An 18,416-nucleotide genomic window follows, 5' to 3' on the forward strand; every position below is an offset into this window, starting at 1 on the left:
CCCCGGCACCACAGCCCCTGGGCGTACGTGGGTGGGGCAGACCGTCGATCGCGGCCTGCCCCACCCAACGTTGTGCGGCTATCCGGCGGCCCGGGTGAAGACGGCGACCGTGCGCCCCGGAACGGCGAACGTGCCCGATTCCGCCGCGTAGGAGGACGACTTGACGGTGGAGTCCGTCCCCGCCGCCTGCACCGGGTGCAGTCGGTAGCCCTCTCCGGCGAGTGCGGGGACGCGCTGCTCCCGCCGCTCGGGCGTGGCGTTGAAGACGACGACGAGGTCACCGAGCCGCATGGTGATCACACCGGGTGTCTCGGCCTTGCCGGACAGCGGGAAGGAGAGCCGGGACTGCACCTGCTCGGCCGTGCCGAGGGAGAAGTCCTGCTCGGTGGTACGGATCCGCAGCAGGTCCCGGTACGCCGCCGAGGCGCCCTCGATCTGCTCGCAGCCCACCCTGATCTTGCTCAACAGGGGTTCGGCGTACGGCCACTTGTCGGCGTTGTCGGCCGCCATGGGCAGTCCGCGGCCGAAGCCGTTGCCGTCGGCGCAGTTCCAGTGGACGGCGTTGAACCAGTCGCCGCTGTCGTAGGAGTTGCGGTCCAGGGACTTGGAGCGGAGCAGGTCGGTGCCCGCCTGGGAGAGGGCCGGGCCCTGGGACAGGGTGGCCGTCGCCATGGCCAAAACCTGCATCCGGGCCCGGTCGGAGGGACTCGTCGTGGCGGGCAGCTTGAAGGCGAGCGCGTCGAACAGGGACTCGTTGTCGTGCGCGTCGGCGTAGGCGAGGGCGTCGCCGGGGGCGTCCGCGTATCCGGCGGGTGAGCCGTTGTAGTCGACCTCGGAGCCCTTGACCTCCTTTCCGGTGGTGTCGGTGAACCGGTACCCGGCGAGGTTGCCGGAGAGCCCGACCTTGATCAGGTCCTGGTAGTGCAGCAGGCGGGCCTTCTGCTCGGCCGGACTGCCGTTGTGCTCCGAGGAGTTGGGTTCGGTGTAGAGGCCGGAGGCGAAGCCTTGCACGCCGGGGTCCTCGTCGAAGGGGCCGCCGCCGCGCACGGCGTCACGGGACCGGTCGGAGAAGGTGGCGATGCCGGTGCCTGCCATGTTCTTCTGGGTGGCCTGGACGAACCGGGCGTCGTCGGCGACCTCCCCGAAGTTCCAGCCCTCCCCGTACAGGATGATCTTCTTTCCGTCGACGCCGTCCTTCTCCGGGGTGAGCGCGTCGAGGGCCCCCCGGACCGCGAGGATGTTGGCCTTCGGGTGGTGGCCCATGAGGTCGAAGCGGAAGCCGTCGACCTTGTACTCCCTGGCCCAGGTGACGATCGAGTCGACGACCAACTTGCCCATCATGGCGTTCTCGGTGGCGGTGTTGGCACAGCAGGTGCTGTTCGCCACCGAGCCGTCGGCGAGGAGCCGCTGGTAGTAGCCGGGCACGATCCGGTCGAGGACGCTCGTCCGCTCCTGGCCGGCGGCCGCGGTGTGGTTGTAGACGACGTCCATGACGACCCTCAGGCCGTCGTCGTTCAGCGCCTTGACCATCTGGCGGAACTCGACCGTGCGGGCCGTGCCGTCCGGGTCGGTGGCGTAGGAGCCCTCGGGGACCGTGTAGTGGTACGGGTCGTAGCCCCAGTTGTAGGCGTCCTTCGCGGCGATCTTCCCGACGCACTCCTGCTGCTTGTCCGAGTCGGCCGGGTAGGAGGACAGGTCACAGTCGACGCTCGCCTGGTCGGCCTTGCGCTCCGGGATGGTGGCGATGTCGAAGGCGGGCAGGAGGTGGACGTACGAGGTGCCCGCCTTCGCCAGCTCGCGCAGGTGCTTCGAGCCGTCGCTGGCCTTGTCCGTGAAGGCGACGTAGGTGCCCGGGTGCTTCGCCGTGCGGTCCTCGACGGAGAAGTCCCGGATGTGCAGCTCCTGGATCTGGGCGTCCTTCAGCGGTACGGCCTCGGGCTTGGTGTACGTCGACCAGCCGCCGGCTTGAGGGCCTTGTCGTCCAGGTCGACGACGAGGCTGCGCTCGGAGTCGGCGGTCAGGGCGAGGGCGTAGGGGTCGGTGACCTTGTTGGTGACGACCTCGCGGACGCTGGGCGCCCAGACCTTCACGACGTACCGGTAGGGCTTGCCCTTCCAGGACTTCGGGCCGGTGGCGGACCAGACGCCCGTGGTGCCGTTCCGCTTCATGGCGACGGCGGAGTCACCGATCTCGAGCTTGACCGACTGTGCGGTGGGCGCCCAGACGGCCAGCGTCGGACGGCCCCTGTGGAACGTCGGCCCCAGGCCGGCCTTCGTCGCGTCGTACAGGTCGTCGAGCACGCCGGCGATCTGCACGCCGGTCGCGGCCAGGACGGCGCCGTTGGCGGCCCGCTGTGTGGCGACGACCTGGCCGCGCAGCGCCTCGCGCACCCGGTCGCGGTCGCGCGGGTCGACGGTCCAGGCGGCGTGGTCCTTCAGATGCGGGAACCTCGCCTTCTGGGCGTCGGTGAGGGTGGTCTCGGACAGACGGAGCCACCTCTCGTCGTCGCTGGTCAGCGCGCCGTCCTCGACCGCGATCGAGCCGTCCCGGCTGTACAGCAGCTGGGTGGAGGCGGCGGCCTCGGAGCCGTTCCAGGCGAGGGTGTTCCGGTCGATCCAGACCGCCTTGGACGTGGTCAGGTCGAGCGCGGCCGAGGTGCCCGCCGGCTGCGGGAGCAGGTACTTCTCCTGGCCGCTCAACAGCCACACCTCGTGGCCGCCGGCCCGGAGGTCGAGCGACTGGTCGGCGGGCAGGTCCTTCTCGTCGCCCTTGTGGATGATGTAGCTGAGACTGGTGGCACCGTCGCTGAGCGGTACCTCGAAGACCGCACCATACGTATCAGTCTTGACCGGCTTCAGGGGGTTCGACCACTCGGTGGGGTGCGCGGCGCCCGTCCAGACGTGCAGGCCCCAGCCGTCGTAGTTCCCGTCGGCGCGGTGGTAGTGCAGGACGGCCTTGGTCCTGTCCGGCGCCGGGTAGTCCGGGCGCTCGGTGGTGACGGTCTCCTCGCCCTGCTCGATCCAGACCTCGCCGGTCCTGGTGACGTCGATCGTGCGGTCGGTGGCGACGTCCTTGTCGCCGTCCTTGTCGATGACGAGGAAGCCGACGGTCGAGGCGCCGGGCTTGAGCTTGACGTAGGCGAAGGCGCCATAGGCGTCGCGGCCGGTGAAGGGGTGGCTGTCGGGCCATTGCGTGGCCTCGCCGTCGGCGAGGTCGCCCCAGGCGTACAGGCCCCAGCCGTCGTAGTTCCCGTCGGCGCGCTTGTAGTGGACGATCACGTAGTCGCGGGAGGAGGCGCCGGGCGGCTCCTCGGCGGGCGGGGTGCCGGTGGTGGAGGCGGCCAGGGCGCTCGCGGGGCGGCCGGCCGAGTCGACGACGACCGCCTTGTAGCGCAGGGCCGTGCCGGGCGGTACGTCCTCGGCGATGGTCTGGGTGACCTTGTACGGGGCGTGGTCGGCGGAGCCGAGGGTCCGCCACGTGCCGTTGCCGACCTGGGCGGCGAAGACGACGCGGTTGAGCCGACCGCCGTCGACGTCGGCGGAGAGCTCCACCGTGCCGGTGGCGCCGGCCGCCGGGGCCTTCAGGGTGATCGTCGGCTCGGTGGCGGGCGCGGCGAGCCTGCCGGCCGCCTTGAGGACGATCGCCGAGCCGGGCGGGACGGTGACGGTGAGCTTCCTGTCGCCGTCGCTCTTCAGGGAGGCGTCGGTGCCGTGGATGCCCTTGAAGGCCATGCCGGCCGAACCGGTCGCGAAGGTCGCCGACTTCGCCTCGTCCGCGTTGTTGACGGCGACGACGTACTCGATGCCGGTCCTGGCGTCGGTGCGGGAGAAGGCGTACACACCCGGGCCGTCGGCTGCGTACCGCTGCTGCTGGACGCCGTCGGCCAGGGCGGGGTGAGCCTTGCGGAGCCCCGCGAGAGCACTGATCTGCCGGTAGAGCGGTGCTCTCGTGTCGTAGGCGTCCTCGGCGTGGGTGCGGTCGGTACCGATGCGGTCGTCGTCGAGGTAGTCGGCGGTGCGGGAGGCGAACATGCTCTGCCGGGCGTCCTTGTCGCCGCCCGCGCCGGCGAAGCCCTGCTCGTCGCCGTAGTAGACGACGGGGTTGCCGCGGCTGAGGAACATCAGCTCATTGGCGAGCTCGGCCTTCTTCAGCAGCTCGGCGTCGGCGGCCTTCGGGGTGTCCTGCTTCAGGAAGTACCCGATCCGGCCCATGTCGTGGTTGCCGAGGAAGGTGACCTGCTCGTACGCGTTGGCCTTGTCGGTCGTGTACTTGTGGTCGTCGCCGAAGACGCTCGCGAGCCGCTGCGCACTGCCGCCCTGGGAGGCGTACTGGCGGGCCGCCTCCTGGAAGGGGAAGTCGAGCGTGGCGTCGAGGCGGCCCTGGGTGACGTACGGGGAGGTGACGTCCGTGTCGGCCGAGTAGACCTCGCCGAACATGAAGAAGTCGTCGCGGCCCTGCCTGGCCGCGTAGGCGTCCAGCGCCGTGGCCCACTGGGTCCAGAACTCCATGTTGACGTGCTTCACGGTGTCGATCCGGAAGCCGTCGACGTCGAAGTCCCGCACCCAGCGCTGGTAGATCCTCTCCATACCCCGCACGACCTCGGGCCGCTCGGTCCACAGGTCGTCGAGGCCGGAGAAGTCGCCGTGCGCGGAGCTCTCGCCGGCGAAGGTGGAGTCGCCGCGGTTGTGGTACATCGTCGGGTCGTTGAGCCAGGACGGGACCTTGTTGTTCCCGGTCACCTTGGGCGTGCGCGGGAAGGAGCCGCTGCCCACCCGGGGGAAGTCCCGCCGCCCGTCCGCGTAGTCGGCGTCGTCGAAGGGCTCGCCGTCCTCGGTCAGGTACGGGAAGGCGCCCTTGGAGAGGTAGTCGTACGACTTCTCCTCGTAGTCGACGACATCCGCCGTGTGGTTGGTGATGACGTCGAAGAAGACCTTCATGCCCTTGGCGTGGGCCTTGTCGATGAGGGTCGCGAGGTCCTCGTTGGTGCCGAAGTGCGGGTCGACCTGGGTGAAGTCGGTGATCCAGTAACCGTGGTAACCGGCGGATGCGTTCGCTCCGGTGCCCTGCACGGGCTGGTTCTTGAAGATCGGGGCCATCCAGAGGGCGGTGGTGCCCAGGCCCTTGATGTAGTCCAGCTTCTTGGTCAGGCCCTTGAGGTCGCCGCCCTGGTAGAAGCCCTTGTCGGTGGGGTCGTAGCCGGTGGACAGGCGCGAACCGGTCAGCCCGCCCTTGTCGTTGCGCGGGTCGCCATTGGCGAAGCGGTCCGGCAGGACGAAGTAGAACTGCTCACGGGTGGCGTCGTGGCGGGCGGGCTCGGCGGCGAGCTTCGCGTCGGACGGGGGCGCCGGCGGGGTGGCCGCCCCGGCGGCGAGAGGCTGGACGAGTGCTGCGGCCAGCGCGGTCGCGGTGACCGCAGCGACCCGTCCGGCACGGGAGGTTCGGCGCCTGGACGGCACCGGCCATCTCGGTATCACTGACGTGGACTCCTTGCGATTGCGGCTCTCTCGGGTCCGACCCCGCGCGACCGTATCGCCGCCGAAACGCTTACAGCAAGAGTCTTGAAACCGTTGGAAAGATTTTTCAGCGGCGCCCTCAGCAGGTCGAATTGGTCTGCGTCAGCAGGCCCAGCCGCCACGGGAGCGTGTTGTAGGGGCCGCTCGCCGCGGGGTCCATGCCCTGGTAGAGGTACTGGAGTCGGCACGGATTGACGGCCAGTGTCTGGTCGTTGGTGTGGCGGACCATCTCGCCGTGGCTGATGTCCCGGGTCCAGGGGGTGCCGCTGAAGGTGACGTTGTTCGAGCGCGCGAAGGGGTTGGACTCGGTGTCGGCCAGCGGCTTCCAGCTGCCGGCGATGCTGTTCGACGTCCAGGACCGGAAGTACCGCTTGCCGTCGCTGCCGATGGCCTCGTTGAGCAGCAGGTAGGTGTTCGAGTCCTTGATCTTGTAGACGTTGGCGGCCTCCCACAGGCGGTACTTGTTGGAGTCCTGCAACGCTATGACGGTGTTGGTGAAGCCGTTCGGGTAGTTGGCCCGCGAGGTCTCCGACCGGTACAGGTGGCCGTTGTCGTCGGAGGAGAACAGGTAGCACTTGGCGCTGTCGCAGACGACCCAGAAGTCCACCCAGTGGCCGCTGCCGATGTTGTCCCTGATGATCTGCGGCATGCCGTTGGCGTAGAACTTCTTCGGCGCGGTCCAGGACTTGGGGTTGCTGATGTCCGACGTGGTGGAGTACGCCGCGTTGTCGCCGGTCTGGTAGACGAGGTACCACAGCTTCTGCGGCGCGAAGTAGAAGACCTGGGGCGCGGCCTTGTACCCGGCGCCGATCGCCGTCTGGTCCAGGTAGTGGTGCTGCGCGGAGGCGGCCTGCTGCCAGCTGGCGAAGTTCAGGTACACCATGCTGTACGTGCCGTTGGTGGTCGTGGTGCTGGCGAACACGTGCCACCGGCCGTTGTGGTACACGACCGACGGGTCCTTGATCGCGCTGAGCTGGTGGGTGGCGTCCGACTTCGGGGAAATGAGCACCCCGCTGGAGTTCCACTTGAAGCTGCTCGGCAGGGCGGCCGCCGCGTCCGACGACGCCGAGGTCGGCGAGACCAGGGCACCGAGCAGGAGGGCCGACCCGCCGATGAGGACTCCCAGACGTCGTGTCAGGCGCATCGTGTCTCCTATCGCTGGATGGTGTAGGTGACGAGCGAGCGGGCGGGAACCGTGGTCTTCAGCGATCCCCCGGTGACCGAGACGGCCGGCTGCCGGGCGGTGCTGTGGGAGCCGTTGGTCAGATACGGGGTCGCCGTTGCGGTGGTGAACCCGATGTTCTGAAGGCTGAACGACACCGGGGTGGCGCTGCCGGCCGCGTTGAGCGCCACGACCGTCACTGATCCGTCCGTGTTGCGGAACGCCGAGAGCCTGAGGTCGCCGTCGGACGTGGTGGCGCCGATGCGGGTGGCCCCGGGCCGGATGAAGCGGCTGTAGTTGGCCAGCGCCCACAGGCGCTTGGAGACGTGGTAGTTCGCGCCGTCCATCTGGATCAGCCCACGGGTGGCACCGGTCGAGGCGCCGTACCAGTACACGTAGCCGCTGGTGTTGCCCTTGGTGAGGGCGTCGTGGACGGCGGAGGCGACCGTGAAGCCGTCGTAGCCGCTGCCGTCGTCCCAGGCCTCGTTCCAGGTGGTGCCGCCCGGCGACCACTCCGACATCCAGGTCCGCTTCTGCGTGGGCAAGGGGCCGTCGACCGGACTGGCGTAGGTGTGGCCGGCGTGGGTGTCGACGAAGCCGCGGGCCGTCGCGTCGGCCTCGATCGCCCTGGTGTAGTTCTTCTGCTGGTTCCAGCCGAAGGAGTCGCAGCAGACGACCTTGTATCCGCCGGCCCTCGCGACCGGCCCGAAGACCTTGGTGAACTCGGCCGCCTGGGCGGGCGTGAGCCGCATGGAGTCGTACGTGGCGGTGTAGTCGGGCTCGTTGACGAACCCGAGGTCGGTGATACGGATGCCTTCCTGGGCGTAGAACTTGGCATATTGCACGAGGTAGTTGGCGTACGCCCGGCGCCAGTCGCCGCTCGCGCAGGTGGCGCCGGCGAGGCCGCACAGCGTGCCGCCGTTCGCGTCGGTGCCGTTGGTCTTCATATAGCCCGGGGCGCTCCAGGCGTCGGCGTAGAAGCGGTTCACTCCGTACGCCTTGGCCTGCTGGGCGAGCCACACCTGGCCCTTGTCGTCGCGGTCCCAGACGTACTTGGGGGTCGCGTTCGGTCCGCCGGGGTCGGTCGGCTGGATGCCCGAGTCGATGCCGAGGCGCAGGATGCTCAGCCCGACGCCGGTGGTCCTGCTGAACAGCAGGTCGAGGATCTCGCGTTGGCGCTGGGCGGGCAGGCCCTGCGAGCCTCGCATGATCTCGGCCCGGCCGAAGTGCTCGGAGATGCCGAAGCCGTCGATCGGTTGGTGCCGGGTGGACCCGTTGACGGTGGCCGAGGCGTCCGCCCGGGTGTCCGCCGGTGACACCCCGGCGGTGACACCGGCGGTGGTCATCAGCACCGCCAGGGACGTCACCGTCCACCTTCTGAGTCTGCGCAGCGTGATCCGTCCCGTCATGGGAGCGCTCCCAATGGTATGCGGTCGCCCCTCGGGTGTCCGAGGGGCGAGTGTTCGAGAGGCTGAACGGCGTTCAGGGAGTTGCCACTGAGGGGGGAACGTAGGGCAGCGTTCCGGAAGCGTCAATCCCTCACGCACCACGTCGGGGCGCTCGCGCTCAGCCGCGCACGAGTGGAAGGTTCTTGAGTCGGTTGTCGACGGTGTCACTGACGAAGCCCGGGACAGGACAACCACGCTTCACGTCGGCCCATGACGAAGCCAGTGCGTCGACCGTTTCCCGAACCGTGCCGACCACCTGGCTCTCGGGCAGCTGAAGTGCCGGAGCGAGCTTTCGGAAATGCCCAGCGTTGAGCGCCGCAGAGGGCCGGGTGCTGGGCGAGGTGGTCGCCCAACGACCGTGAAGCGGTCGGTGTGGCGGTGCCGGATGTGGATGACACCTTAACGTGGGGCTCCCGGCGGGAGCGGAGGGCGCGCGGGCACGGCCGGGTCAGGCTGCGGATTAGCCATGGGAAGGGATCAGCTTCCTGTTTGGTGAGGCCCTCGGTGTGGATGCCAGTCCCGCCGGGGCCGTCTTCGTTTGCGGTTGTCGTGGCCAGCCGTACCTCACCGTCATGACTTTCGGACACCGAGTCACCGGATCGGGTCGGGCCGGAAGTTGGGGAGATGGGTGGGGTCGGGTTTGGCCGGTTTCTCTCCCGGTGCCGTGAAAAGCGGCGTGCATCACCGAGGCGCGGGAAGCCGGGTCCCGCCGGTGGTGAGCTGCGACGACTGTCAGCCGGTTCGGCGTATCCCCCCGATGAACGCCGCCCAGGCGGAGGGGGCGAGGAGCAGAGCCGGGCCGGTGGGATTCTTGCTGTCGCGGACGGGGACGATGCCGGGGGTGTTGTCGGCGAACTCCAGGCAGTCTCCCCCCTGACCATTGCTGTGCGTACTTTTGCGCCACCTGGCGCTGCTCAGGTCGGTTCGCGCGGCGCGCATGAGCTACTCCTCCATCGCGGAACGGATCACGGCCAGAGACTCGTCAGGAGGGAGGGCCTTGGCCTGGAGCAGATCGTAGGCCAGGGCATACTCGGCGACCTCCTCCGGCGTCTCCACCAGCTCCCCGGAGTGCGAACCTTCGGTGTAGGCCACGTCGGGCCCACGCTCGAAGCCCAGGAGGGTCAACGACCCTCCCATGACCGGGTGTTCGCCCTGCCCGAAGGGCAGTACCTGTACGACCACGTGCGGAGTCCGCGCCATGCGGAGCACATGTGCCAACTGCTCGCGCATCACCGCGCGGCCTCCGACGGGGCGGCGAAGCACCGCCTCGTCCAGGATGCACCACAGCAGCGGCGGAGCACTCCGCTCGAGAATCGCCTGCCGCTCAAGTCGGGCTGTCACCAGCTCCTCAACCTCGGCGTCGGTGTCACGAGGGCGGCTGATGCGCAGCAGGGCACGTGCGTAAGCCTCCGTTTGGAGGAGACCGGGCACAGCTTGCGCCATGTACTTGAGCATCCTGGTCGCCTTGGCCTCGTACTCCACGAACTTCCGCGCCCAGTCCGGGATCGGCGTCCGCTTGATGTGGCCCCACAGGTCGATGAGGTCGCCGTCCGCGCCGAGAATCGCGTCGAGTTTGGCGTTGACGTCTTCGGGCGGGGTCTCCTTGCCCAGCTCGAACTGGGCGATACGGCTGTGCGCGACGGGGATCTTGTCGCCGAGCTGGCGCTGGGTGAAGCCGGCGCGGATGCGGAGCTTGCGCAGCTTCACGCCGTAGAGGGCGGGGAGCGAGATGGACGGGTCGAGTTCCTTCGGCGCGGGCATCGCTGACCCCCGTTTTCGTTCCGGCACCGCGAAAACCGTTACCCCTGGTGATCGTAGCCGTACGCACCGATGCTCATGGGTGGAAGTCGCGATCAGCACGAGAGAGGTGCGGGCAGACATGGCAAGGGCGGAGCGCAGGACAGACGGTGCGAGGAATGCACAGATTTGGGACGCGAAGGCGGCGAGCGACGAACTGGGCGCGGCCCTCGCCGAAGTGGGCGTCCTGCTGCCGTCCCTGGGACTGGACACCGTCTGCCTCGCAAGCGACTACCTGCCGCCCCTTGTGGATCTCGGACGCTGCACCCCGGGCACGGCCCGGAAGTTGGCCGCGGCTCTGCGGGAGAACGAGCTGCTCGCCAGGGTCCGGGAGGCGAACCGGCGAAGCGTCAACCGTCTTCGATAGCTCGCCCGGCAAGCGTGAGCACGCGCGCCGGGCAGCTCGTCGCGAGGCGGCTCAGCAGCTGGACTTGCCGGCGTGGATCGCCAGGGCGGTGTTGGAGCCCAGGGTGGCGGTGAACTGTCCGCCGGAGTTCACCGTCACCGTCGTGTTGTTCTGGACATTGCAGTACGTCCCCGCAGGCAGCGACGTCTGGTACGTCCGGCTCAGCGAGCCCGGCTCGTGGTTGATGGCCACGAACCCCTTGCCGCCCCGGCCGAAGGCGATGGCGTCGCCGCCGTTGTCCCACCAGTCGGTGACCGGCTCGCCGCGTGTGGCGTTGCGGAAGCCGACCATGGACCTGATCTCCGGCCAGTTGTGCTGGCACTTCCAGCCGTCCTGCCAGCAGGCGTTCACCTGGCCGCCGTTCGGCGGGCCGGCGTCGTGGTCGGTGAACTCGTACCCGGAGTTGATGTCGGGGGCGCCGTAGGGCCAGGCGAGCATGAACACGTGGGCCAGGGTGTAGTTGGCGCCGTCCTTGTAGTTCAGCGTGGAGCCGTTGCGCTCGGTGTCGTGGTTGTCGACGAAGACGCCGGCCACAGAGCTGTCCATATAGCCCCAGCCCTCGCCGTAGTTCTTCAGATAGGCGAGGTTCTCGTTGTTGAAGACCCGCTCGAGGTCGTAGGCGTAGCGGAACTCCTGGACGTCGCCGTTGCCGGTGTACTCGGTGGGCTGGACGGCCTCGCCGCTGCCGTAGATGACCTCCTGCTTCCAGTACGCCGACGGATCGCTCAGCCTGGACTTGATGTTCGCCAGGTCGGCGGCGTCCATGTGCTTGGCCGCGTCGACGCGGAAGCCGTCCACGCCGAGGGAGAGCAGGTCGTTCATGTACCCGGCTATGGCCCCGCGGACGTAGCCCTCCCCCGTGTCCAGGTCGGCGAGGCCGACCAGTTCGCAGCGCTGGACGTTCCAGCGGTCCTGGTAGTTGCTGATATGGCTCGTGCAGTCGTCGAAGTCGTACGAGGAGTACAGGCCGGGGTAGTCGTACTTCGTGTACGACGAGCCGCCGGTGCCGGTGCCGTTGCCCGCCGACATGTGGTTGACGACCGTGTCGACGACGACCTTCACACCGGCCGCGTGGCAGGTGTTCACCATGTTCCGGAAGGCCGCGCGGTCACCGAGCCGCCGGCGATCTTGTAGCTGACCGGCTGGTACGACGTCCACCACTGCGGGCCCTGTATGTGCTCGGCGGGCGGGGAGACCTGGACGTAGCCATATCCGGCGGGCCCGAGGGTGGTGGTGCACTCGCGGGCGACGGAGGCGTACTTCCACTCGAAGAGGACGGCGGTGACGTCCTTGGTGCCAGGTGGGGAGGCCTGTGCGCCAGTCGGGGTCATGACAACCGCAGCCGCGAGCGCGACGGCGGCGGAGAGGTGTCTGCGTGCCATGTGGGGTTTCCTTCTTCGTTGAAGGTTCTTGCTGCAAGGTCCAGAAACCTTGCGGTGACGCAGATGGTAAAGGCCCGCCACCCGGAAGGGCAGCGGGCCGTGCGAAATTCAACGGAGAATCAGGCGGTGACGGCGGTGGTCCACCACACCGTGGTGTCGGCGGGCACCTTCGCCTCGTCGTCGACCTCGACGATCTCCCCGCTCGCGACCAGCACCCGGCCGTACGCCGGCATCGCCACCGACTCGCCGGTGGTGTTGGCGACACACACGAACTCCCCGCGCCGGAAGGCGAGCACGCCCTCGGGCGCCCGCAGCCACTCCACGGAGGAGCCGGCGCCGAGGTCGGACTGCTCGCGGCGCACGGCGAGCGCGGCCCGGTACAGCTCCAGGGTCGAGCCGGGCTCGCCGGTCTGCGCCTCGACGCTCAGCTCGCCCCAGCCCTTCGGCTGCGGCAGCCAGCTGCCACCGTCACCGAAGCCGTACGAGGACCCGGTCCGGGTCCACGGGATCGGCACCCGGCACCCGTCACGGAAGCCGTCCTGGCCCGCGCCCCGGAAGTACGCCGGGTCCTGGCGCACCTCGTCCGGCAGGTCGACGACGTCCGGAAGGCCCAGCTCCTCGCCCTGGTAGATGTAGGCCGAGCCGGGCAGCGCGAGCATCAGCAGGGTCGCGGCCCGGGCCCTGCGCAGGCCCAGGTCCCGGTCGCCGGCCAGGCGGATCTGGGTGCCGAGGCCGGGCGGGTTGGCGAAGCGGGTGGCGTGCCGGGTCACGTCGTGGTTGGACAGGACCCAGGTGGCCGGGGCGCCGACCGGGCGCATGGCCTCCAAGGTGCGGTCGATGACCTCGCGCATCTCCGCGGCGTCCCAGTGCGTACTGAGGTACTGGAAGTTGAAGGCCTGGTGCAGTTCGTCCGGGCGGACGTAGTTGGCGGTGCGCTCGATGGTCGGGGTCCATGCCTCCGCGACGAAGATGCGGTCGCCCGCGTACTCGTCGAGGATCAGCCGCCACTGCCGGTAGATCTCGTGCACCCCGTCCTGGTCGAAGAACGGCATGACATCGTTGCCCAGCAGCTTCACCTGGTCATGGGATCCAAGGTCGGGCAGCCCCTCCGCCTTCACCAGACCGTGGGCGACATCGATCCGGAAGCCGTCGACGCCCATGTCCAGCCAGAAGCGCAGGATGGAACGGAACTCGTCGCCCACCGCCGGGTGCTCCCAGTTGAAGTCGGGCTGCTCGGGGGCGAAGAGATGCAGGTACCACTCGCCGGGCGTGCCGTCGGGTTCGGTGACCCGGGTCCAGGCCGGGCCGCCGAAGATCGACTCCCAGTCGTTGGGCGGCAGTTCGCCGTTCTTCCCCTTGCCGGGGCGGAAGTGGTAGCGGTCCCGCAGCGGGGAGCCCGGGCCCTCCGCGACGGCCCGCTTGAACCACTCGTGCTGGTCGGAGGAGTGGTTGGGCACGAGGTCGACGATGATCCTGAGGCCCAGCTCGTGGGCGTCGCGGATCAGCGCGTCGGCGTCCAGGAGGTTGCCGAACATCGGGTCGACGGCCCGGTAGTCGGCGACGTCGTAGCCGGCGTCGGCCTGCGGCGAGGCGTAGAAGGGGCTGAGCCACACGGCGTCCACGCCGAGGTCGCGCAGGTACGGCAGACGGGTGCGGACACCTTCCAGGTCACCCATGCCGTCGCCGTTGCTGTCGGCGAAGCTGCGCGGGTACACCTGGTAGATCACCGCGTCCCGCCACCAGTCGCGACGCTTGGCGACGGTGGCGACGGCCGATGCGGAAGTGGGGGTCGGGGCGGCTGAGTGGTGCTGGCTCATGTCGTCCTTGATACGTAACAGAGAGGTGGTCATGTGAGGCGTGGGGTGGGGTGACGAGGCGGCCGCGGCACAGCGGGGTCGGATGGGTACCGCGGCCGCCTCGGGCTTGTGGAGTGCGGTTCGGCAGTGCCCCGAGGGGCGCGCGTCATCCCTTCGTGCCACCGGCGGTAAGCCCGGTCACCAGGTTCTTCTGCACGAGGTAGAAGAACGCGGCGGCCGGTATGGCGATCAGGACCGCGGTCGCGGCCATGAGATTGCGCTGGGCGTCGTGCTCGCTCACGAACGTCTGGAGACCGACGGCAAACGTGTACTTGTCGTCGCTCAGCAGGAACGTGGAAGCGAACGCGACCTCACCGAAGGCCGTGAGGAAGCTGTAGAACGCCGCGACCGCGAGGCCCGGCCTGGCCAGCGGCAGGATCAGCCGCGCGAACGTGCCGAAGGGGGTCAGCCCGTCGACGCGCCCGGCCTCGTCGATCTCGAACGGGATGGTGTCGAAATAGCCCTTCATCAGCCAGGCGCAGTACGGCACGATCGTGGTGCAGTTGACAAGGATGAGACCAAGGTAGCTGTCGATGAGCCGGAGATCGGAGAGGATCTGGTACATCGGCACGATCAGTACCGCGATCGGGAACATCTGGGTGACCAGCAGCACCCACATCAGCTTCCGGTAGCCGGGGAACCGCATGCGGGACACCGCGTAGCCGGTGGACGCGGCGACGACGACGCCGATCAGCGTCGTGCCCAGCACCACGACCAGCGTGCTCTTCAGCCAGTCGAAGAAGCTGGTGTCCTGGAGGACGAACGCGTAGTTGTCGAGCGTCATCTTGCCCCAGATGCGTCCGGGGTGGAGGTAGTCGTCCTTGTCCGGGCCGAGGGACAGGAAGAGCAGCCAGGCGATCGGGAAGAGCGCGGTCAGGCTCGCGCCGATCAGGATCGCGTGCGAGACGAGGGAGGCCCCGCGGCTCTGCTCGCCGCGGCGGCGGACCTTGCGGGGTACGTCGGCGGGGCGCCGCCCGGTGTCCGCGGCGGAGGTCTCGACGGTGGTCGTACTCATTTCGGACTCCTGCCTCAAATCGCGAGCTGCTGCTCGTTGCGGTTCAGCCAGCGGCGGTAGAAGGAGGTGAAGACGATCAGGATGGACAGGAGCAGGATTCCGTACGCGGCGGACTGCGCGTAGTCGCGCGGCTGCTGTCCGAAGCCCAGCTGGTAGGCCCAGGTCACGAGGATCTGGGCGTCCGGGGCGGTGTTGCCGAACAGCAGGAAGATGATGGCGAACTGGTTGAAGGTCCAGATGACGCCGAGCAGGACGACCGTGGTGCTGACGGACCTGAGGCCGGGCAGGGTGACGTAGCGGAACCGCTGCCAGGCGCTCGCGCCGTCCATCTCGGACGCCTCGTACAGGCTCGCGTCGATGGACTGGAGGCCGCCGAGGAGCGAGACCATCATGAACGGCACGCCGCACCAGGTGTTGACCATGATCGCGGAGAACCGCTGCCAGAAGGTGTCCTCCAGCCACGACGGTGTCGGCAGGTGCAGGAATTCCAGGCCGCTGTTGATGATGCCGCCGTCGGCGAGCATGAACCGCCAGCCGAAGACGGTGACGAAGGTCGGCACCGCCCAGGGCAGCACCAGGATCATCCGGTAGAGGGTGCGGCCGCGCAGCTTCTGGTTGAGCAGCAGGGCGAGCCCGAGGCCGATGCCGTAGTGCAGGGTGACGCAGGCCGCCGTCCAGAAGATCGTCCACAGGAAGTGCGACCAGAAGCGGTCGTACGCCGTCGGGCCCCACAGGATGTCGGCGTAGTTGTCCAGGCCGATGAACTCGTAGGTGGCGTCGATCTCGTTGACGCCGATCGTGCGGGCGGTGTTGAGGCTGGTGGCGTCGGTGAGCGTGAGGTACAGGCCGTACGCCAGCGGGTACAGAACGAGGACGCCGAGGACGACCGCCACCGGGGCGATCATCGCGTAGGCGTACCAGTGCTTGTGGAAGCCGTTCTTCAGCCGCCGGCCCGGCCCGGGCCGCGGTTCCCGCGCACCGCGCCGCTTGCCGGTCGCTCGGTCGATGACGACGGTCATGGTTCGACACCTTCTGGATGTTCAAGGAGGTCAAGGGGGCTGCCCAGCCCGGGCGCAGGCGCAGGCCGGTGGCCGCCGGATCCCCTCCCCCATGACCGGGGGAGGGGATCCGGCGGCCACACGGCGGTCACTTGGAGAAGTCCGGCACCAGCTTGGCGATGGCCGTCTCGGCGTCTCCGAGGCCCTTGTCCAGGGACTCCTTGCCGCCCGCGATCTCGATCAGCTCGTCGTCGAGCGGGCCCCACAGCGAGCTGTACTCGGGCAGCGCCGGTCGCGGCTGGGCGGAGGAGAGCACGCCCTGGTAGCCGGCGATGCCGGGGTCGGCCTTGACCTCGGCGGTGTAGGCGTCCTCGCGCGTGGGGAGCGTGGAGTTCTTCAGCGCGATGGTCTCCTGGGCCTTCGCCGACGTCATGAAGTTGACGAACTTCAGCGAGGCCTTCTGGTGGGCCGCGTCGGAGCCGGCGTAGACGGAGAGGTTGTGGCCGCCGGTCGGGGCGCCCGCCTTACCGGTGGAGCCGGCCGGGACGGTGGCGATGCCGAGGTTGTTCCTGTCCTTGAAGGCCGAGCCCTTGTAGAAGTTCGTGATCTCCCAGGGGCCCTGGATGATCGAGGCGACCTTGCCGCTGACGAACGCCTCCTGGATGTGGGCGTAGGCGTCGGCGGTGGTGTCGGCCTTGTGCAGGCCCTTGCCGCTGAAGAGGCTCTGCCAGGTGCCGTAGGCCTTCTTGGCGGCGGGCGAGGTGACGGTGATCTTCTTGGCGTCGACATCGACGGTGTCGGTGCCCTCGCCGTAGAGGAAGGACTGGGCGTAGTAGGCCTGGGTGGAGCCCCAGTAGCCGTCGACGCCGGTCTTGTCCTTGATGATGGCGGCGGCCTTCTTCAGGTCGTCCCAGGTCTTGGGGGCCTCGACGCCGGCCTTCTCGAACAGTTCCTTGTTGTAGACGAGGGCGAGGGTGTCCGTGGTGAAGGGGACGCCGTAGGTCTTGCCGTCGTACGTGGCCTGCTCGATCAGGCTGGGCTGGAACTTGTCCTGCTCGGCTAGGGCCTCGGTGCCCTCCAGCGGCGCGAAGAAGCCCTTCTTGGCGAAGGCCGGGGTCCAGCCGACCTCGGAACGCAGCACGTCGGGGGCGCCCTTGGAACCGGCGGCGGTGTCGAACTTGTTCTGCGCCTGGTCGAACGGGACGTTGACGTAGTTGACCTTGATGTCCTTGTTGGCGGCCTCGAACTCCTTGACCAGGGCCCGGTACGTCGGCGCCTCGTTGGTGGCGTTGGAGGTGTCCCACCAGGTGATGGTGACCGGACCGTCGGCCTCGTCGCCGCTGCCGCTTCCGCCGCACGCCGTCGCCGCCAGGGCGAGGGACGCCACCAGCGCGGTGGCCGCTATGCCACGCCGCATGAGTTCTCCTTGAGGGTGAAAGCCCGTTTTCGTGCTGCCGACTGCGCCGTTGGCCGCCGGGCGTCGGTGAGATTAGCCGCGCTGGAAGGAGTCGCGAAGGACCTTGCAGCAAAAAGATGCAAGGGGTGCGGATGGTTATCCCGCCGTAACCTCGCCCCGACTGGTATGGAACCGGGATTTCCGGCTGTTCGGCAGGTGGTCGGACAGTTGTGCAAGACTCTGCAAGTACTTGCACGCCGACCACGACTTCGAGGGACCGCGATGACCAAGCAACCCGCAGCGGGCCGTGCGCCGGCCCGCACCAGGCGTCCCGTCGGTGTCCAAGCGGAACCCCGGCCGCTACAGTCCAGTCCCGTGACCACACGGCTTGCCGACATCGCTGCTCAGGCGGGGGTGAGCGAAGCGACCGTCAGCCGCGTCCTCAACGGGAAGCCGGGCGTCGCCGCCACCACCCGCCAGTCCGTGCTGGCCGCCCTCGACGTGCTGGGCTACGAACGCCCGGTACGGCTGCGGCAGCGCAGCGAGGGCCTGGTGGGCCTGATCACCCCGGAGCTGGAGAACCCGATCTTCCCGGCCCTGGCCCAGGTCATCGGCCAGGCGCTGACCCGGCAGGGGTACACACCGGTGCTGGCCACCCAGACGCCGGGCGGCTCGACCGAGGACGAGCTCACGGAGATGCTCGTCGACCGCGGGGTCGCCGGCATCATCTACGTCTCCGGGCTGCACGCGGACACGACCGCCGACATGCAGCGCTACGACCGGCTGCGCGCGCAGGGCGTGCCGTACGTGCTGGTCGACGGTTTCTCGCCGAAGGTGCAGGCGCCGTTCATCTCCCCCGACGACCGCGCGGCGATGAACCTGGCGGTGACGCACCTGGTGTCCCTGGGGCACACGCGGATCGGTCTGGCCCTGGGACCCAAGCGGTTCGTGCCCGTGCAGCGCAAGATCGAGGGGTTCTTGCGGACCATGCAGGACCAGTTGGGCCTGGGCGCCGAGACCGTCGAGACGGAGCTGGTCCAGCACTCCCTCTACACCCTGGAGGGCGGTCAGGCCGCGGCCACGGCGCTGATCGAGCGGAACTGCACGGCCGTGGTGTGCGCCAGCGACATGATGGCGCTGGGCGCGATCAGGGCGGCCCGGCAGCGCGGCCTGGAGGTTCCGACGGACGTCTCCGTGGTCGGCTTCGACGACTCTCCGCTGATCGCCTTCACCGACCCGCCGCTGACCACGATCCGCAAGCCGGTCCCGGCCATGGGCCAGGCGGCGGTGCGCACGCTGCTGGAGGAGATCGGCGGGACGCCCGCACCCCACAGCGAGTTCGTGTTCATGCCGGAACTGGTGGTGCGCGGTTCGACCGCTTCGGCGCCCGGGGACCGCGCTCGCCCCTGAGATCCGCGGCTGGATTTCGCCGCAGAACATGCG

9 protein-coding genes and 3 pseudogenes are annotated in these 18,416 nt (G+C 68.8%); 2 read left to right on the plus strand and 10 right to left on the minus strand.

The genetic code is table 11. The annotated features are described in order from the left end of the window. Positions 1–78: 78 nt before the first annotated feature. The 5 genes and pseudogenes from pulA to V8690_RS11330 all read right to left on the minus strand — a co-directional run bounded on the left by pulA (position 79) and on the right by V8690_RS11330 (position 9,884). A pseudogene (gene pulA, locus V8690_RS11310) lies at positions 79–5,474 on the minus strand (pullulanase-type alpha-1,6-glucosidase). A gap of 118 nt (positions 5,475–5,592) precedes the next feature. Next, positions 5,593–6,579 (minus strand): annotated as a pseudogene (locus tag V8690_RS11315) (non-reducing end alpha-L-arabinofuranosidase family hydrolase); the annotation flags it as partial. An 86-nt stretch (positions 6,580–6,665) separates the two neighbouring features. Then, complete coding sequence (locus tag V8690_RS11320; RefSeq protein WP_338777973.1) at positions 6,666–8,084, minus strand: glycoside hydrolase family 30 beta sandwich domain-containing protein; 1,419 nt, start codon at positions 8,082–8,084, stop codon at positions 6,666–6,668. Between the two features lie 771 nt (positions 8,085–8,855). Next, a complete protein-coding gene (locus tag V8690_RS11325) occupies positions 8,856–9,062 on the minus strand; it encodes a DUF397 domain-containing protein (protein ID WP_338777975.1) in 207 nt (68 codons plus the stop codon). 3 nt (positions 9,063–9,065) lie between these two features. Next, entirely contained in the window at positions 9,066–9,884 is an 819-nt protein-coding gene (locus V8690_RS11330; RefSeq protein WP_338777976.1) for a helix-turn-helix transcriptional regulator, read from the minus strand. A 118-nt stretch (positions 9,885–10,002) separates the two neighbouring features. On the opposite strand from V8690_RS11330, the gene V8690_RS11335 reads away from it, so the two are divergent. Beyond that, positions 10,003–10,287, plus strand: coding sequence for a hypothetical protein (locus V8690_RS11335; protein ID WP_338777978.1), 285 nt, complete (start codon positions 10,003–10,005; stop codon positions 10,285–10,287). A 51-nt stretch (positions 10,288–10,338) separates the two neighbouring features. Here the strand turns inward: V8690_RS11335 and V8690_RS11340 are convergent. From V8690_RS11340 to V8690_RS11360, 5 genes and pseudogenes are all read right to left on the minus strand, one after another. Next, a pseudogene (locus V8690_RS11340) lies at positions 10,339–11,708 on the minus strand (alpha-amylase family protein). A 119-nt stretch (positions 11,709–11,827) separates the two neighbouring features. Next, positions 11,828–13,525 carry a glycoside hydrolase family 13 protein gene (locus tag V8690_RS11345; RefSeq protein WP_338777980.1) on the minus strand — a complete coding sequence of 566 codons (1,698 nt, stop codon included), beginning with the start codon at positions 13,523–13,525 and terminating at the stop codon, positions 11,828–11,830. A 145-nt stretch (positions 13,526–13,670) separates the two neighbouring features. Then, positions 13,671–14,579 carry a carbohydrate ABC transporter permease gene (locus V8690_RS11350; protein WP_338777982.1) on the minus strand — a complete coding sequence of 303 codons (909 nt, stop codon included), beginning with the start codon at positions 14,577–14,579 and terminating at the stop codon, positions 13,671–13,673. A 14-nt stretch (positions 14,580–14,593) separates the two neighbouring features. Next, positions 14,594–15,598: a sugar ABC transporter permease gene (locus V8690_RS11355; RefSeq protein WP_338777984.1), complete on the minus strand. Its 1,005-nt coding sequence runs from the start codon at positions 15,596–15,598 to the stop codon at positions 14,594–14,596. A 127-nt stretch (positions 15,599–15,725) separates the two neighbouring features. Further along, positions 15,726–16,994 (minus strand): extracellular solute-binding protein, encoded by a 1,269-nt coding sequence (locus V8690_RS11360; protein WP_338777986.1) that lies wholly within the window; start codon positions 16,992–16,994, stop codon positions 15,726–15,728. 354 nt (positions 16,995–17,348) lie between these two features. Here V8690_RS11360 and V8690_RS11365 point away from each other — a divergent pair, with 354 nt between their 5' ends. Then, a complete protein-coding gene (locus V8690_RS11365) occupies positions 17,349–18,383 on the plus strand; it encodes a LacI family DNA-binding transcriptional regulator (protein WP_338777988.1) in 1,035 nt (344 codons plus the stop codon). Positions 18,384–18,416 lie beyond the last annotated feature (33 nt).

The sequence above is a fragment of the Streptomyces sp. DG1A-41 genome (assembly GCF_037055355.1).
Taxonomy (GTDB): Bacteria; Actinomycetota; Actinomycetes; order Streptomycetales; family Streptomycetaceae; genus Streptomyces.

Excerpts from the sequence above, each read along its gene's own strand:
- V8690_RS11325 (WP_338777975.1), bottom strand. The coding sequence starts at position 9,062 with ATGCGCGCCGCGCGAACCGACCTGAGCAGCGCCAGGTGGCGCAAAAGT.
- V8690_RS11350 (WP_338777982.1), bottom strand. The coding sequence starts at position 14,579 with ATGAGTACGACCACCGTCGAGACCTCCGCCGCGGACACCGGGCGGCGC.
- V8690_RS11345 (WP_338777980.1), bottom strand. The coding sequence starts at position 13,525 with ATGAGCCAGCACCACTCAGCCGCCCCGACCCCCACTTCCGCATCGGCC.
- V8690_RS11355 (WP_338777984.1), bottom strand. The coding sequence starts at position 15,598 with ATGACCGTCGTCATCGACCGAGCGACCGGCAAGCGGCGCGGTGCGCGG.
- V8690_RS11335 (WP_338777978.1), top strand. The coding sequence starts at position 10,003 with ATGGCAAGGGCGGAGCGCAGGACAGACGGTGCGAGGAATGCACAGATT.
- V8690_RS11360 (WP_338777986.1), bottom strand. The coding sequence starts at position 16,994 with ATGCGGCGTGGCATAGCGGCCACCGCGCTGGTGGCGTCCCTCGCCCTG.
- V8690_RS11320 (WP_338777973.1), bottom strand. The coding sequence starts at position 8,084 with ATGACGGGACGGATCACGCTGCGCAGACTCAGAAGGTGGACGGTGACG.
- V8690_RS11330 (WP_338777976.1), bottom strand. The coding sequence starts at position 9,884 with ATGCCCGCGCCGAAGGAACTCGACCCGTCCATCTCGCTCCCCGCCCTC.